We start from the raw sequence: 15,170 nt of genomic DNA, 5'->3' as shown, positions 1-15,170 counted from the left end.
GAGCACGCTGGTCCGGGTTTCGCTGGGTGGCAGGCGCCGAGCTCCCACCACGGGGACATCGGCATGAGCGGTCGCTCGAACGCACGCAGCAGATCAGTACGCTGCTTCGGCTTCCGCGAGGCGCGTGGTCAGGCGGTGCTAAGCGAGGTCCGGGTCGAACACGTCGAGAACCAGTCGCGTGCCGTCACGATCGACGTCCCACGGCGCCTACTTCCGGTCTGAAGTCCTGCCAGGTGGGAACGACGTGGCCCGGGATGTCGATTTCCCGACCTTCGACCCTCCGTCGATGCGCGACCTCCTCGGAGAGCGTCTCGATGAGGAGCAGGTCCGCGCGCCCACGACTTGGCGGCGTCTCGCCACGCTTCTCGGGCGGCCGGAACCGGGTTGACTGCGTCGACGATGACCTCGTGCCCGTGCAAGACGGTCGAGACCTCAAGCTCGTGGAACACGGCGTAGCTGCCGACATCTGCGGCTTACGTCAACTAGAGGTTGACCTAGATCACCCGTCAACGTATGGTTGACGAATGGGCATTCAGCAGATGACCGGGGTGACTCTCGAACGTCTTGTCGCCGCACTGGAGAGCACCCACGCGGATGTCCGTGACCGGATTGCCGACGCGATGGTGATCGCCGAGCACCTCGATCAGACCGGTGATGAGCTCATCGGACATGTCGTCGCCACGGCCCGCGCACAGGGCGTCAGCTGGTCGGAGATCGGGACTCGTATGGGCGTCTCGAAACAGGCCGCGCAGCAGCGACTCGCCAAGGCTGCCGAGGTGGAGCTCGAACCGCTGAGTCCGGAGCAGGGATTCACCCGGTTCACCATCGAGGCGCGCAACGTCCTCACGGCCGCGCACGAGGCCGCGCGCGGACGACGAGAGCCCTATGTGACGACGTCGCGCATCGCCGTCGCTGCCGGCATCGAGTCGGCTGGCGCGCGGCTGCCCGATCCCGGCGGTGACCCCCAGGACCTAGTACCTTACGACAACACAGCACAGCAGGCCCTCATGCGTGCGTTCGAGATCGCCATCGCAGACGGCGCCCAGATGGTAGACGTGCCGCATCTGGTCGAAGCTCTCCGATAGCACCGGGCCGCGAAGCGGGACGACCGTGCGGAACGCGGCATGGTCGGGCGTCCCGCGCCGACAGCGGCAGATCCGGTCACTTGGCCCGAAGCGTGCTGGTCGCCGCGCGGGTGGCGCGCTCAAAACTGCCCAAGTCGCCGCGAGGACGGGCACGCGGGGCGTGGTTGCCGGGCGTTCGGGGTGCATCGTCGACAGGCGCCTGCACCCCGACCCCTCCGAACTGACTAGTCGTCGTCTGCGCTCCGAGGGGCGGTCCTGACATCCCGTTCGGACGGGCGGAGATGAGCCCACGCGCCTGCGGTTGCGTTTCGACGTCCCACGCCCGGCGAAGGGAGCGGGTGCGCTTGCTGAGCGTGTCTGAGGTAGGGCTGTCAGAAGCGGATCGTCAGGCGCCGCCCGCTACCGCGACGAAGCGGTACTCGCCGTCCGCGCACTTGAACCAGTCTTCGGGCGTGTCGTCCCCGTTGGCGAAATCCAAGACTTCGCCCGCGACGGTCAGCGTCTCGCCGACCGGCATCTTCACACCGTCCGGCAGCGTCACCACCTCGTTCCGGCCGCCGAATCGAGAGCCACGAGGCACCACTAACCCATAGAGGACACCCTGCTGGTCCGCGGGCTCAAACGCGAAGCAATGCCGCACCTCGTCCGCGACCACACGACCGGTGAGCGGCACAGTCCCAGCCGCATTGACCTGCGGCTGGCGGAGCAGAGTCGGAGAGGCAACAACCTCGATCTCCCCAGGGTTGAAGTCGCTGGGGACCTGGCCGTCGCCACAAGCGCCCAGGCCTAGGCAAACCGCCAAACAGGTCATCATGGCTCGCACTGGACCAGTGTCCCCTGGACGGCCGCCACGTCAGACGCGACCGCATCGGGCCGCCCGAGCGGCTCACTTCCTGCCGACGATCGCACCCCCCCGTCGCAGCGAGTGAGCGTCCACTCATCGGCATGAGTGTGTCGGGAGCCGTACGCGCTTTCAGGCGAGCGAGCACCGGCTGTTCGATCGCTAGCGCGGGTCGACCGCCAACCAGCGCGCGTTCGGTCGGAGCAGGTACTTGGTGAACTCCCAGAATGCCGCGACTGCGACGACCAGCAGGAAGTTCCAGGGCGAGCGGTCCCGCCACGCGACACTCACGGCAACCCCGGCGATCAACGCGGCGTACACGGACACGTCGCGTCGGCGGAAGAATTCGTACTCCGCCTCCGCTCGCCGCACCTCCGCCGCACGGTCCACGCTCACCGCCCGAGCATGACATGGAGCGATCGCCTCTCCCCGCCCGGACAGCGGCGATCCGGATGTCTGCCCACTGTCGGCCCTGTCCGGCTCGAGCGCACCGGGCCCAGCCAGAGCGCGTCAGTAGCATCAGGCGCACGGCGTCGGTTGGGTCGTTGTGGACCGGATGCCTGGTCGAGGCGCTGGCGGGCGTCCAGTGATGGAGGCTCGTCCGTGGTGTCGGACGAGTTGGGGCGTGAGACGTGCTGCGTCTCGCAGTGCGCCGCGTAGCGTGCTGGCTCTCGTGACGCCGTGGGGTGTGGTGACGTATTCGAGAATGCGTGAGGTCGCGTTCTGGCCGGCCTGGACGAACGGACGCACGCGGGCCTCGTAGGCGTCAAAGGCTTCGTGGTGGTCGGTCTGGGTCTGCAGTGCATGGGCAAGGACGGACGCGTCGAGAAGCGAGGCGTGTGCTCCCAGGCCGGACAGCGGGTCGATGCAGTGGGCGGCGTCGCCGATCAGGACGGTGCGTCCGGTGGACCAGGTGGGCATCCGGACCTGGGTGAAGCGGCTGATGAACGGTGTCCCAACGGCGGCGACGGCGTCGGCGACCGCGGTGAGGTCGTGGCCGAGCTCGCGGATGAGTTGCGAGCACCGGGCAGAGAGGTCCCCGGGATCGTGGTGTGCGTCGTCCGGGACCTCCATGGCCGCGAGGGCGAGGGTGGTGCGGGGGTCGGGGTAGGGGTAGATCTGCCAGGCGACGCCATCGCGGCTGGCGATCACAGCGTTGTCGCCCGGTGTGCGGGCCCGGACCTTGAACCAGACATGGGCGAGGCCGTTGCGGTAGAGGTAGGGCTGATCGGGCCCGAACATGAGGCGTCGAACGGTGGAGCCGATGCCGTCGGCGCCGACGACGAGGTCGTAGGAATCCCGTGAGCCGTCATCGAAGGTGGCTGCCACGCCCGTGGCGGTGTGGCTCAGCGCCGAGACCCGCCGGCCGATCTTCCTGATCACCGTGTCCGGGATCATCTCCCTGACACCTGCGACCAACTGGTGGCGTACGGCGAGGCGCATGTCGCCGCTGGAGAACGAGGTGCGCCGGACCTCGTCCTTGCCCCAGCGCATGGACACGCGAGGGCTGGGGGCGCTGAACCGGTCGACAAGGTGGTCGGCGCCTATGGCCGACAACATGGTCTGGGCGGCCTCGTCGAGCTGGAGCAGGAAGCTCTCTGGGATGCTCGCGGTGGGGTCGACGGCGGTGACCCGCCAGCCTGTGCCCTCGAGGTGCCAGGCGGCGGCGCTACCAGCCAGACCGGCGCCGACGATGAGGACGGATCCGGGTCTCATGTGTTCCTCCGTGTGGGTAGGGGATCGACCGAGGGTCGGGTCTGTGGCGGCCTGGGCGGTGGCCGAGGGCGGTGGGTGGAAGCCCGGGAGTGGGGTCAGTGCTGCTGGGTGACGTCCACGTCGCGCGGGGTGAGGAGGTGGACCAGCGCGGCGACGGCGAACAGCGTGAGGCCGCCGATCATGCTGGTGACCTCCAGCGCGTGGGTGAACTCGACGGCGGCGGCCTGGGCGATCGCGGGCTGACCCAGCTCCCCGGCGATGGCGACGGCGTTGCCGACCGACTCGCCTACGGCGCCGGCAAGCTCCTGCTGAAGACCGCCGAGCACGTGGTCCCCCTCGAGGCCGGCGCGGTAGAGCAGAGCCGCAACGCTGCCCAGGATGGCGACACCTAGGACGTTGCCGAAGTCGTAGGCGACCTCCTCGATGGCCGCGGCGTTGCCGGCGCGGTCCTCGGGGGTGCCGGACATGATCATCGCCGAGCCCAGCGCGAGAGCTCCGGTGCCGGCGCCGACCATCACCAGTGCCACCAGGACCGTCGGGTAGTGCAGCTCGCCTGGAGCGGCACAGATGAGCACCATCCCGGCCGCGGCGAGGGCAAGTGAGCCTGCAAGGACGTTGCGCGCGCCGAGCTTCGACGCCAGCCACGGCGAGATGCCGGCTGCGACAGCGCCCGCGAGCGCCGATGGGACCAGGCGTACGCCGGCCTCGATCGGGCTGTAGCCCTCGACGAGCTGCATCCACTGCGCCAGGAGGAGCATGGCTGCGGCCAGCGCGAGCACCGCTCCGAGGGCTGCGACTACCCCGGCGGTGAACTGCGGGCGCTTGAACAGGCGCAGGTCGAGAAAGGGGTGCTCGTTGGCGAGGCAGCGACGGACGAACAGGGTCAGCAGAGCCATGCCGACTGCGAGGGCGGCCCAGCTCTCACCGACGAGAATGCTCTGCTCCTTCGCGAAGTGCTTGAGCGACCAGACGAGGGCCACCATCCCGACGAGCGACTGCAGTGCCGCGACGACGTCCCACGCCCCTGGTCGGGCGCTCCGCGCCTCCGGGAGCATCAGCAGAACAGCGAGGAGCGCGACGACCATCAGCGGGACGTTGACCAGGAATGCTGAGCGCCACGAGAACGCCTCGAGCAGCGCGCCGCCCACGAGCGGGCCGATGGCCGCCCCGATGCCGGCCACGGATGCCCACAGCGCGAGGGCGGTAGCCCTCTCCTTGGGGTCCTGGAAGACGGTGCGCAGCATCGACAGCGTGGTGGGCATGATCATCGCCGCACCGAGTCCGAGCACTGAGCGGATCGCAATGACTGCCTCGGCGGAGTCCGCGGACGAGGCGAGCGCCGAGGCTGCACCGAACACGCCGTAGCCGGCCATCAGCATCTTCCTGCGGCCCCACCGGTCGCCGATGGCACTCACCGACACGAGCACGCCGGCAAGCACGAGTGAATAGCTGTCGACGATCCACAGCAGTTGGTTGGAAGACGGCCGGAGATCCTCAGCGAGGTCGGGGATGGCGATGTTGAGGACGGTCAGATCCATCACGATGACGAGCAGGCTCAACGACAGCACGCCCGCGGCAGTCCATCGCTGGGCACGTGACATCCGTCCCACCTCCGGGGCGAGGTTCTGCGGGGACTCGTCTGCGGGGCGACGGGGCTGGTCGGGTCGCGTCGTCATCTTCCGTGCTCACGGTCGAGGTCGAAGAGGGACGTCAGGCCGCGCTGGAGCGTGACGACGGACGGTGCCTCGCCGGTCAGGGCCGCCTGCCACGTCGCACCGCTGATCGAGGGCTGCGTAGTGGGGCCCAACGGCACCCCCGCGCCTGCTGCCACCTTCCGGTGCGACAACCCAGCGCTTCCGAACTCGGGCACCAGCTCAGCCGCCTCGACCACGGACTCCCGCCTGCGACGCGCCGGGTCTCGGCGCCGCTCTGCGTCCTTGCTCATCACGGCCTTCTTTCTGTACATCTGTACATGTACAAACGTACAGCAAGTCTTCGAGGCTCCGAAGTCGGCGGTGTCCAGGGGCCGCCAGCCGACAGCCGTTCGGACAACGGCATCTGCGTCCGCTTCCGCGCGCGTCGACTACCGGCGGCACAGGCGTTCGACGCCGGCGGGGCCCAGCAGGCGCTGGTCCATCCGTTGGGGCAACGGACGACCCGCGCCGCGACGCGACGCGACGAGGAGATGTCTAGGGACTCGGTCGTGGGTCTCGCACCGACGAGGCTGCAGCCCTGGTCGAGTGCGGAGGGCGGCGCCGTGGACCCCTGCCCGCGGGCTGCCCCTCACCGGGGCGACGGGCACGCCCCTCCGGGCCTGGTGGCCAGCTCGTAGTGCCAGATCTCGTTCGAGTAGGTCTGGCAGAGGCCGTAGGCGCTGCCGTGCTGGCTGAGCCAGTACGCCGGCTCCGTCGGACCGACGTCGACGGCGTCACCGCTCGTGTGGGACGAGCCGTCGGGGGTCTCCACCCAGTGGAGGGCCTCCTCGCGGCTCCCGTACTTCTGGATCGCCGCGTCGAGGAGGTGCTGCTGGTAGGCGCGGCTGCGCCACCCACTGGAGACCTGAAGTGCGATGCCGTCCTCCGCCGCGCCGACGGCGGCGCGGTTCAAGGCGTCGTAGAGGTCAGGGTCGAGCCGGTCCAGGGCGACGTGGTCCGCGTCCGGCGCGATCAACCCCTCCACCCGACCGTCCCCGCTCCCGGGCCGGTCGCCGACGCCCGGCACGGGGACCCCCGTCACGTGCGCCTCGGCGAGGAGCGCCCTCCGGGCCGGTGCCGCGTGGTCGGCGAGCGCCAGGTAGGCGAGACCGACCGCGGTCACGCAGACGAGCAGCACGAAAGCGGTCAGGCGACCGCGCGGGACTGGGGGAGCCGGGGGTGTCATGCCACCATCCCAGGGACCGCCGCGTTGCGAGAGCGTCTGCGCTACGCGATACACCGGCGATACGTGGGGCCGCCTAGCCTCGCACCATGCGGGTGCTGGTGGTCGAGGACGAGCCGTACATGGCGGACGCGATCCGCGCGGGACTGGGCCTGGAGGCCATCGCGGCCGACGTCGCGCTCACCGCGGCCGCGGCGTTCGACCTGTTGACGGTGAACGAGTACGACGCCGTCGTCCTCGATCGGGACCTCCCGGACCTGCCGGGTGACGAGGTGGCCAGGCACCTCGTGGACCACCACTCGGCGGCCCGGATCATCATGGTCACCGCGGCCGACCGCCTGGACGACAAGGAGTCGGGGTTCGCGCTCGGGGTCGACGACTACCTGGCGAAGCCGTTCGCGCTGCGGGAGCTGGTCCTCCGGCTGCGCGCCCTCAGCCGGCGCCCCGACGCCGCCCGCCCGCCGACGCTCGCGGGCGCGGGGGTCCGGCTCGACCCCTTCCGCCGCGAGGTCTACCGCGACGACCGGTACGTCGCGCTGACCCGCAAGCAGTTCGCCGTGCTGCAGGTGCTGATGGTCGCCGACGGCGGCGTCGTCAGCGCCGAGGACCTCCTCGAGCGTGCCTGGGACGAGAACGCGGACCCGTTCACCAACGCGGTGCGCATCACCATCTCCACGTTGCGCAAGCGGCTCGGTGCGCCCGCGGTCATCCACACCGTCGCCGGCGTCGGATACCGGTTCGGCGATGCTTGACGGTCCGGTACGTCGCCGCCGACGAGGCCTGAGCGTCCGGCTGCGGCTGACGCTCAGCTACGCCGGGTTCCTGGTCGCTGCAGGTGCGCTCGTGACGGGTGTCCTCTTCTCGGTGCTGAGGTTCGTGCCGGACGACGAGAACCTCATCGTGGCCGATGACGGCCGCTTCGTCCCGGACCGCTCCGACCTCCTCGGCGAGGCCGTCCCGGTGGCCCTCGCCGGTCTCGCCATGCTGGCCGTCGTCGGGCTGCTGGGTGGCTGGATCCTCGCCGGCCGGATGCTGCGGCCGCTCAAGGAGCTCACCGACGCCGCAGCCGCGGTCTCGACGGGTTCGCTCGACCACCGGGTCGCCCTGGCCGGACCCGACGACGAGTTCCGGCGGCTGGCCGACCAGTTCGACCGGATGCTCGACCAGCTCCAGCACTCCTTCGAGGAGCAGCGCCGCTTCACCCACCACGCCTCGCACGAGCTGCGCACGCCGCTCGCGGTCACCAAGACGATGCTCGAGGTCGCGCTCATGGACCCGGACGGGTCCGGGCGGGAGCACCTGCTCGCTCGACTGGTCGAGATGAACGACCGGTCCATCCACATCCTCGAGTCGCTCTTCCGGCTCGCCCGCCTCGAACGGACGGACCTCGAGACCGAGCCGGTCGACCTCGCCGAGGTGGCGGCGGAGGCCGGGCGGCAGACCGGGACGGACCCCGCCGCGGCGGACGCCGGGGTCCGGGTCGTGTGGGACCTCGCCGCCGCCCCGACGCACGGCAACCGGGCGATGCTCGTGCAGCTGGCGGTCAACCTGCTGCAGAACGCCGTGACCCACAACGACGTACCGGCGCCGACGGTGTGGGTGCGGACGTGCGTCGACCGCTCCGGGGTCAGCACGCTCGTCGTCGAGAACACCGGTGTCGTCCTGGACGAGGCAGCCGTCGCCACCTTCACCGAGCCGTTCGTCACCGGACGCGCGCCCAGCCCCAACGCCCGCTGGGCCGCCGGCAGCGGGCTCGGCCTCGCGATCGTCGCGTCGATCGCGAGGGTGCACGGCGCCCGGCTGGACCTCCAGCCGCGGGACGGCGGCGGCCTGCGGTCGGTCGTCGAGTTCGGCGGCTGACGCCGCCCGCCGCCCATACGCTCACGAGACGTCCCGATCCCTACGGTCGCCGCATGACCACGACCAGTCTCGTACGGCGCGCCCGTCCCGCCGTCCTGCTCAGCTGTGCAGCCCTCCTCGTCCTCGTCGGGCTCCCTGCCCCGTCCTCCCAAGCCATCGTCGACGGACACCGGGCGGCGGTCGCGTCGCCGTACGAGGGCTCCTTCCAGCGCATCGACTCGCCGCGTCGGGACAACCACGTGTGCGGCGCGACGCTGATCGCACCCCGTTGGGCCGTCACCGCCGGGCACTGCGCCGGCCTGGTCGAGACCGGTCCCAGCCTCCGCGGCACGGGCGACGTCCGGCTCGCGCTGACGGGCTCCCCGGTCGGCTGGCAAGTGCGGTTCGGCTCCCGGAAGGTCGGCTCCGGTGGCCGCGTCGTCCGCGTCCAGCAGTTCGTCCGCGCCTCCCGCACGATCGCCCCGGACGGCGACTTCGCGCTCCTCGAGCTCCGCCGGGCCCTCCCGATCGAACCGGTGCGGCTGGCGACCCGCCGGCCGGCCCCCGGCACCCGCGCCGTCATCCGCGGGTGGGGCTACACCGGGCGCGGCGGTCTGCGCGACTACGAGTCGACCCGAAGCTACCCCCGGGCCCTCCGCACGGCCACGACCCGGATCGCGTCCCGCGCCGCCTGTGGCCTCACGAAGGCGCAGCTCGCCCTGTGCGTCGGGCACACCGGTGTCGGACCCGACAACATGGACTCCGGCGGGCCCGTCTTCGTCACCGAGGGCGGGCGGACGGTGCTGGCCGGCACCGTCAACGGAGGCAACTACGTCAGCGGCCTGCGGCCCTCGGTCTACACCGACCTGAGCGCCCACCGCCGGTGGATCCGCAGCTACGTCTCCGGCCGCCGGACCATCCCGACGACACCCCGCCCCACCACCCCTGGGATCGCGGGCTCCGGCAGCATCGCGCCGAGCGGTTGCGCCGCATCGGTCGTCCGCGTCGCTGCGAGCCGGGGCACCGACCGGGCGATGGTCCTCACCAACGGGCACTGCGTCGACCCGCGGCCCGGCCCCGGCAGCGCCGTGCTCGACCGGCCAGCACACCAGCACGTCAACCTCCTCGGACCCGACAGCAACCCGGCGGCCCGCGCGACGACCTCACGACTGCTGTACGCGACCATGACCGGCACCGACGTGGCGGTCTACCGGCTCCGCGAGACGTATGCGCAGCTCCGTCGGCTCGGGGTGCCAGCCCACCCGCTCGCCGTGAGCGGTCCTGCGCCGGGCGACGAGCTCGTGATGCACGCCGGCTCGTTCCAGACCACGTACTCCTGCGTCGTGGGCGCCGTCGTCCCGCAGGTGCGCGAGGCCGGCTGGACCCAGCGTGACGTGGTGCGGTACCGCACGACCCGCCCGTGCCGGGCCCAGGCCGGTCTCTCCGGAGCTCCCCTGATCGACCCGCGGTCCGGCCAGGTGGTCGCCGTCCACAACAGCCACGTCGCCGGCGGGGGCAGGCCCTGCAGCGAGGACAACCCCTGCGAGGTCGGGCGCGACGGAACCATCACCTCGGTCCGCGGTCGCGGCTACGCCCAGCAGGTGACCGCGCTGACGCCTTGCCTCGTCGCCGGCTCGGCGTTCGACTCCGACGCGCCCGGCTGCACGCTCGGACAGCCGTAGAGAGTGGTGCGGGCCGGTCACCCGGTCAGACCTCCTGCCACCACGACGAGGACGACGCCCGAGTCCTCCTCCGGTCCTCCGGGACGACGTGCGCACGTGGATCGACGGTGGCTGCGCGAGGGCCCGGGCGTCGTCGAGTCGCCGGAGCACGGTGCCGACTCGAGCCCGAGGGCTCGACGCTGAGCAAGCCGGCTGACTGGCTCCGGGAGGCGAGCGAACGGGTGCCGGGTGTCGACGTCGCGTGTCTGGTGGCGGGGTGCGCGCCCTCGTCCTGAGGCCTCGGACCTACCCCGTCGCAATCCTGCAATTGAACGGTTGCGACGGGGTGGGAGCGCCTCCTCGCGTCACAACTGCGCAATTGAACGGTTGCGACCGGCCCGCGACGACGCCGGGAGGAGGGCGGGGTGGGGTCGACGACGACGTGCAGGGTGCGGGGCCGTCATCTTGGCGGTTCACTCCTCGCGGGGCCCGGTCCACCGCACCGGCGCCGCAGGCACGTAGAGGCCCTCGCGTTCTGCTCGGACGGCGGCGAGCGTCCTGGTGGCTGCAGCGAGCTTGATGAGGATGTGCTCGAGGTGCGTCGCCACCGTCCGCGGTGCCACGACCAGCGCTCGAGCGATCTGCTGGTTCGAGCACCCGCCGACGAGCAAGCCGAGCACCTCCAGCTCCCGTGGCGTGAGTCCGCGGTGGTCGCCGGCAGGAGAGAGCAGCACGGTCCCGAGGAACCCCGTGGACGGACGCTCGCCGCTGGCCAGGACGCTCACCCGGACGTGCCCGTCGGGGGCGTGACGTCCTCCCCGGGGCCACAGGAAGGACGCGAAGGGCTGGTCCCCGCCGACGCAGGAGCAGGCGACCTGCATGAGGGCTGAACCCCGGGTGAGGAGTGCGTCACCCTCGAGGCCGGGCAGGGGTCGGGTCGTCCCGTCGCGGCACAGGACGACCCCGGCGGTCGCGCCCCTCACCACGCGTGCCGCGACGGCCAGCCCGCGCAAGGGGTCGATGCCGCGCGCCAGCACCGGTGCGAGCCGGTGCAGTCGGCGCCGCGTGGCAGCGGACGGCGGCTGTGCCCTGCAGGAGAGGAGGACCAGGAAGCCCACGTGGCGTTGGCCCCTCTCGTACAGAGCCATCCCGAGCGCCTCGCGGAACCCGGCCGGCAGGAAGCACTCGGCCCAGGTCGGCAGCTCGTCGACCGGGTACGGCAGGTCGGAGGGGCTCGCCGGGGGGCGGGCGCGGTCGGTCTGGGTCGCCTCGATGTCGTGGCTCACGCCGGGTCCGTTGAGGTACTGCAGCGTCCCGGCATCGAGATCGGTGCTGGCCACGGGGGTGTACCCGCGTCCCATCGGCTCGGCCAGGGCCAGCCAGGCGGCGTCGAACGGGACGACCCGGCGGAGCGTCTCCAGCATCTCGTGCCCACGCTCGTCGAGCGGACGGGCAGAGTCCGCGATCGCGGCCAGCTCCAGGGTGCGCGTCCGATCCATCGACAGCCTCCGCCGGGCAGCTCGCCTCGAGCGGAGGGTGGCTTCCCGTACACCGCGGCTGCTGCGTCCTCCGCAGCCGTTTCCCCTCCTCTCCGGCGGTCATACCCGTCAGCCGGATCGGCATGTCTGCCGATGCCCTACCCCGCCGTCCTGGGGGTGCAATGGCCATCTGACCGATCGCACGCGAGGTGGTGGGACCACCAGGACGAGGGAGGCAGCATGAAGGCAGTGGTGTACGAAGGACCGCGGGAGGTGAGCGTCAAGGACGTCCCGGACGCGCGGATCGAGCGGCCGACCGACGTCCTGGTCCGGATCACCTCGGCGAACATCTGCGGTTCCGACCTCCACATGTACGAGGGCCGGACCGACTTCGAGCCCGGCCGCTCGTTCGGCCACGAGAACCTGGGCGAGGTGGTCGAGGTCGGCGACGGGGTCGACAAGGTGCAGGTGGGGGAGTACGTCGTCCTGCCTTTCAACATCGCGTGCGGACACTGCAAGAACTGCGAGCGTCAGCTCACGAACTACTGCCTGACCGCCCAGCCGGACCCGAAGATGGCCGGCGCGGCGTACGGCTTCGCCGACATGGGGCCGTACGGCGGGGGCCAGGCCGAGCTGCTGCGCGTGCCCTGGGGTGACTTCAACTGCCTGCGGCTGGGCGAGGACGCCGAGGAGCGCCAGACCGACTACGTGATGCTCGCCGACATCTTCCCGACCGGCTACCACGCGACCGAGATGGCCGGCGTGAAGCCCGGCGACCAGACGGTCATCTACGGGGCCGGGCCGGTCGGGCTGATGGCCGCGCTGTCAGCGACCATCAAGGGCGCGAGCAAGGTGATGGTCGTCGACCGGCACCCGGACCGGCTCCGCTTGGCGGAGTCCATCGGCGCGATCGCGATCGACGACTCGAAGGTCGACCCGGTGGAGGCCGTTCTCGAGCAGACCATGGGGCTGGGGGCCGACAACGGCTGTGAGTGTGTCGGGTACCAGGCGCACGAGCCGACCGGTGACGAGCAGCCCAACCTGACGATGAACCGGTTGGTCGCCTCCGTGCGGTTCACCGGGAGGATCGGGTGCGTCGGCGTCTTCGTGCCCCAGGACCCCGGCGCGAGCGACGAGCTGGCGAAGCAGGGCAAGCTCGCCTTCGACTACGGCATGTTCTGGTTCAAGGGCCAGCACATCGGCAGCGGCCAGGCACCGGTCAAGAAGTACAACCGGCAACTGCGCGACCTGGTCGCGGGCGGCAAGGCCGAGCCGTCGTTCATCGTGAGCCACGAGCTGCCCCTCGACCGGGCGCCGGAGGCCTACGAGCACTTCGACAACCGCGACGAGGGCTGGACCAAGGTGGTCCTGCACCCCAACGGCGTCGGGGCGGGAGCCTGAGATGGCCGGGGAGCTGGACGGACGTCGGGTGGCCATCCTCGCCGCCGACGGTGTGGAGCGGGTCGAGCTGGAGCAGCCGCGACAGGCGCTGGACGACGCCGGCGCCCGGACCGTGCTGGTCTCGATCAGCAGCGGGGAGATCCAGGCGCGCAACAACGACCTCGAGGATGCCGGCACCTTCTCCGTCGACCAGACGGTGGGCGAGGCGTCGCTGGACGACTACGACGCGCTGCTCCTGCCGGGTGGGACGGTGAACCCCGACAAGCTGCGGATGGAGCCTGCCGCCGTCGACCTCGTCCGGGACTTCGTGCAGTCCGGCAAGCCGGTCGCCTCGATCTGCCACGGTCCGTGGAACTTCGTCGAGGCCGACGTCGCGCGAGGTCGCCGGCTGACCTCCTGGCCGAGCGTGCGCACCGACCTGCGCAACGCGGGGGCCGAGGTGGTCGACGAGGAAGTCGTGACCGACGGCAACATCACCACGAGCCGGTCGCCGGACGACCTGCCGGCGTTCTGCGAGCGGATCGTGCAGGAGTTCGCCAAGGCGTCGGAGTCCGCGGGCGCGGGAAGTGGCTCATGACGAGCGCGACGACGAACGGCGCCTCCCTCGCGGCTCGTGTCGGAGGGATCCTGGTCCGTCAGGTGCGGTCCGCCATGGACCCGATCGCTGCCCGGGCCGCCGGGCCCGGTCACGCAGCGTCCGGGTGGCTGGCGGTGACGGTCCTCTGCGAGCCGTCGGACATCGACGAGACCGCGCTGCCCGTGCCGCTCGCCGAGCTCGCCGACCGGATCGAGGTCCGCGTCCGTCCGGCCCCCGCCGGCAAGGGCACGGAGCTGGCGGCCCGGCTGCGCGAGGGCTCGGGGTCGGGCACCGCGCCCCAGCGGCTGAGCGGCAGCGACCCCGAGGCCGACCTCCGGTCGGCCCTGCGTCAGGCCAAGCAGCTCATCGAGGTCGGGGAGGTGCTCGCGGTGGACCCCGCCCCCCACGGGGAGCGGACGCCGACACCCGGCGGTGCGCTGCTGGAGGCGTGGACGCAGGCGGCGCCCAAGGGTGGTGTCCGATGAAGGCCGTGACGTGGCGCGGGGTCAACGAGATCGGCGTGGAGGACGTCCCGGAGCCGACGATCCTCAACGACCACGACATCATCCTCGAGGTGGGACTGAGTGCCACCTGCGGATCGGACCTGCACCTGGTCGGGGGCTACATCCCGGCCATGCGGGCGGGCGACGTGCTCGGGCACGAGTTCATGGGCACGGTGGCCGCGGTCGGCTCCGGCGTGACGAAGCACCAGGTGGGCGACCGGGTGGTGGTGGTCTCGTTCACGAGCTGCGGGCAGTGCTGGTACTGCCGCCAGGGGTTGTTCTCGCTGTGCGACAACGGCAATCCCAATCCTGGCATCACCGAGGCCTTGTGGGGTCAGGCCATCGGCGGGTGCTACGGCTACTCCCACGCGATGGGCGGCTGGGCAGGGAGCCACGCCACCTACATCCGGGTGCCGTACGCCGACCAGGGGGCCTTCGCCATCCCCGACGGCGTCTCCGACGAGCGGGCGTTGTTCGCCTCCGACGCGGCGCCCACCGGATGGACCGGGGCGCACCAGGCAGAGGTCCGACCAGGCGACGTGGTGGCGGTGTGGGGTGCCGGCGGCGTCGGCCAGATGGCCGCACGCGCGGCGATGATCATGGGTGCCGAGCGAGTCGTCGTCATCGATCGGTACGACAACCGGCTCGAGCAGGTCCGCACCCACGTCGGGGCGGAGACCCTGGACTACGAGCAGGTCGACGTGCCCGGCGAGCTGCGGGAGATGACAGGCGGCCGAGGACCTGACGTCTGCATCGAGGCGGTCGGCATGGAGGCCCACTCCCCAGGGCCGCAGCACCTCTACGACCAGGTGAAGCAGCAGATGCGGCTGCAGACCGACCGACCCACGGCCGTCCGTGAGGCCATCTACGCCTGCCGCAAGGGAGGGACGGTGTTCACCCTCGGTGTGTTCGCCGGCCTGGTCGACAAGTTCCCGCTCGGCGCCGTGATGAACAAGGGGCTCACCCTGCGCGGCGCCCAGCAGCACGGACACCGCTACATCCCGGAGATCCTCGAGCACATGAGCCGTGACGAGGTGCGGACCGAGCACCTGGCGACCCACGTGATGCCGCTCGATGACGGTCCGCGGGGCTACCGGATGTTCAAGGAGAAGGAGGACGGGTGCGTCCGCGCGGTGTTCCGGCCGGGCGCCTGAGCAGCCGGGCGGCGTCCACGGCGTCCGGGGAAGACGCG

General features: G+C 71.2%; 14 protein-coding genes. 8 read left to right on the top strand and 6 right to left on the bottom strand.

Annotated features, from left to right (window positions below; all coding sequences use genetic code 11):
- Window positions 1–524 precede the first annotated feature (524 nt).
- On the top strand, window positions 525–1,085 hold the full coding sequence (locus OSR43_RS10870; protein WP_302266595.1) for a hypothetical protein: 561 nt from the start codon (window positions 525–527) through the stop codon (window positions 1,083–1,085).
- Window positions 1,086–1,470: 385 nt separating this feature from the next.
- Here OSR43_RS10870 and OSR43_RS10865 read toward each other — a convergent pair whose 3' ends face one another.
- The 5 genes from OSR43_RS10865 to OSR43_RS10845 form a co-directional block, all read right to left on the bottom strand.
- Window positions 1,471–1,908, bottom strand: coding sequence for a hypothetical protein (locus OSR43_RS10865; RefSeq protein WP_302266594.1), 438 nt, complete (start codon window positions 1,906–1,908; stop codon window positions 1,471–1,473).
- A gap of 180 nt (window positions 1,909–2,088) precedes the next feature.
- Window positions 2,089–2,322, bottom strand: coding sequence for a hypothetical protein (locus OSR43_RS10860; protein WP_302266593.1), 234 nt, complete (start codon window positions 2,320–2,322; stop codon window positions 2,089–2,091).
- A 123-nt stretch (window positions 2,323–2,445) separates the two neighbouring features.
- Window positions 2,446–3,642 carry an FAD-dependent monooxygenase gene (locus OSR43_RS10855; protein WP_302266592.1) on the bottom strand — a complete coding sequence of 399 codons (1,197 nt, stop codon included), beginning with the start codon at window positions 3,640–3,642 and terminating at the stop codon, window positions 2,446–2,448.
- 95 nt (window positions 3,643–3,737) lie between these two features.
- Window positions 3,738–5,243 carry an MFS transporter gene (locus OSR43_RS10850; protein WP_302266591.1) on the bottom strand — a complete coding sequence of 502 codons (1,506 nt, stop codon included), beginning with the start codon at window positions 5,241–5,243 and terminating at the stop codon, window positions 3,738–3,740.
- Between the two features lie 682 nt (window positions 5,244–5,925).
- Window positions 5,926–6,522, bottom strand: a complete 597-nt coding sequence (locus tag OSR43_RS10845) for a M15 family metallopeptidase (protein ID WP_302266590.1) — start codon at window positions 6,520–6,522, stop codon at window positions 5,926–5,928.
- Between the two features lie 86 nt (window positions 6,523–6,608).
- Here OSR43_RS10845 and OSR43_RS10840 point away from each other — a divergent pair, with 86 nt between their 5' ends.
- Genes OSR43_RS10840 through OSR43_RS10830 form a run of 3 tightly spaced genes read left to right on the top strand, consistent with a single transcriptional unit; the run spans window position 6,609 to window position 10,040 of the window.
- Window positions 6,609–7,271 (top strand): response regulator transcription factor, encoded by a 663-nt coding sequence (locus OSR43_RS10840; protein WP_302266589.1) that lies wholly within the window; start codon window positions 6,609–6,611, stop codon window positions 7,269–7,271.
- On the top strand, window positions 7,264–8,379 hold the full coding sequence (locus tag OSR43_RS10835) for a HAMP domain-containing sensor histidine kinase (protein ID WP_302266588.1): 1,116 nt from the start codon (window positions 7,264–7,266) through the stop codon (window positions 8,377–8,379). Before OSR43_RS10840 ends, OSR43_RS10835 begins: the two co-directional genes overlap by 8 nt.
- Window positions 8,380–8,432: 53 nt before the next feature.
- Entirely contained in the window at window positions 8,433–10,040 is a 1,608-nt protein-coding gene (locus OSR43_RS10830; protein WP_302266587.1) for a trypsin-like serine protease, read from the top strand.
- Window positions 10,041–10,492: 452 nt separating this feature from the next.
- Here OSR43_RS10830 and OSR43_RS10825 read toward each other — a convergent pair whose 3' ends face one another.
- Window positions 10,493–11,518: a helix-turn-helix transcriptional regulator gene (locus OSR43_RS10825; RefSeq protein WP_302266586.1), complete on the bottom strand. Its 1,026-nt coding sequence runs from the start codon at window positions 11,516–11,518 to the stop codon at window positions 10,493–10,495.
- Between the two features lie 219 nt (window positions 11,519–11,737).
- On the opposite strand from OSR43_RS10825, the gene OSR43_RS10820 reads away from it, so the two are divergent.
- Genes OSR43_RS10820 through OSR43_RS10805 form a run of 4 tightly spaced genes read left to right on the top strand, consistent with a single transcriptional unit; the run spans window position 11,738 to window position 15,132 of the window.
- Entirely contained in the window at window positions 11,738–12,898 is a 1,161-nt protein-coding gene (locus OSR43_RS10820; RefSeq protein ID WP_302266585.1) for a glutathione-independent formaldehyde dehydrogenase, read from the top strand.
- Window position 12,899: 1 nt separating this feature from the next.
- Window positions 12,900–13,475, top strand: coding sequence for a type 1 glutamine amidotransferase domain-containing protein (locus OSR43_RS10815; protein WP_302266584.1), 576 nt, complete (start codon window positions 12,900–12,902; stop codon window positions 13,473–13,475).
- Window positions 13,472–13,960: a hypothetical protein gene (locus OSR43_RS10810; RefSeq protein ID WP_302266583.1), complete on the top strand. Its 489-nt coding sequence runs from the start codon at window positions 13,472–13,474 to the stop codon at window positions 13,958–13,960. Before OSR43_RS10815 ends, OSR43_RS10810 begins: the two co-directional genes overlap by 4 nt.
- Window positions 13,957–15,132: a zinc-dependent alcohol dehydrogenase gene (locus OSR43_RS10805; RefSeq protein ID WP_302266582.1), complete on the top strand. Its 1,176-nt coding sequence runs from the start codon at window positions 13,957–13,959 to the stop codon at window positions 15,130–15,132. Before OSR43_RS10810 ends, OSR43_RS10805 begins: the two co-directional genes overlap by 4 nt.
- Window positions 15,133–15,170 lie beyond the last annotated feature (38 nt).

The organism is Nocardioides sp. Arc9.136, from assembly GCF_030506255.1.
GTDB lineage: Bacteria > Actinomycetota > Actinomycetes > Propionibacteriales > Nocardioidaceae > Nocardioides.
The sequence above is the reverse complement of the archived record's forward strand: the minus strand, read 5'-3'. Positions and strand labels throughout refer to the sequence as shown.

Bases quoted from the DNA above. Each gene is read 5' to 3' on its own strand.
- OSR43_RS10870 (WP_302266595.1), top strand. From the start codon at position 525: ATGGGCATTCAGCAGATGACCGGGGTGACTCTCGAACGTCTTGTCGCC.
- OSR43_RS10855 (WP_302266592.1), bottom strand. From the start codon at position 3,642: ATGAGACCCGGATCCGTCCTCATCGTCGGCGCCGGTCTGGCTGGTAGC.
- OSR43_RS10850 (WP_302266591.1), bottom strand. From the start codon at position 5,243: ATGTCACGTGCCCAGCGATGGACTGCCGCGGGCGTGCTGTCGTTGAGC.
- OSR43_RS10845 (WP_302266590.1), bottom strand. From the start codon at position 6,522: ATGACACCCCCGGCTCCCCCAGTCCCGCGCGGTCGCCTGACCGCTTTC.
- OSR43_RS10840 (WP_302266589.1), top strand. From the start codon at position 6,609: ATGCGGGTGCTGGTGGTCGAGGACGAGCCGTACATGGCGGACGCGATC.
- OSR43_RS10835 (WP_302266588.1), top strand. From the start codon at position 7,264: ATGCTTGACGGTCCGGTACGTCGCCGCCGACGAGGCCTGAGCGTCCGG.
- OSR43_RS10830 (WP_302266587.1), top strand. From the start codon at position 8,433: ATGACCACGACCAGTCTCGTACGGCGCGCCCGTCCCGCCGTCCTGCTC.
- OSR43_RS10825 (WP_302266586.1), bottom strand. From the start codon at position 11,518: ATGGATCGGACGCGCACCCTGGAGCTGGCCGCGATCGCGGACTCTGCC.
- OSR43_RS10820 (WP_302266585.1), top strand. From the start codon at position 11,738: ATGAAGGCAGTGGTGTACGAAGGACCGCGGGAGGTGAGCGTCAAGGAC.
- OSR43_RS10815 (WP_302266584.1), top strand. From the start codon at position 12,900: ATGGCCGGGGAGCTGGACGGACGTCGGGTGGCCATCCTCGCCGCCGAC.
- OSR43_RS10810 (WP_302266583.1), top strand. From the start codon at position 13,472: ATGACGAGCGCGACGACGAACGGCGCCTCCCTCGCGGCTCGTGTCGGA.
- OSR43_RS10805 (WP_302266582.1), top strand. From the start codon at position 13,957: ATGAAGGCCGTGACGTGGCGCGGGGTCAACGAGATCGGCGTGGAGGAC.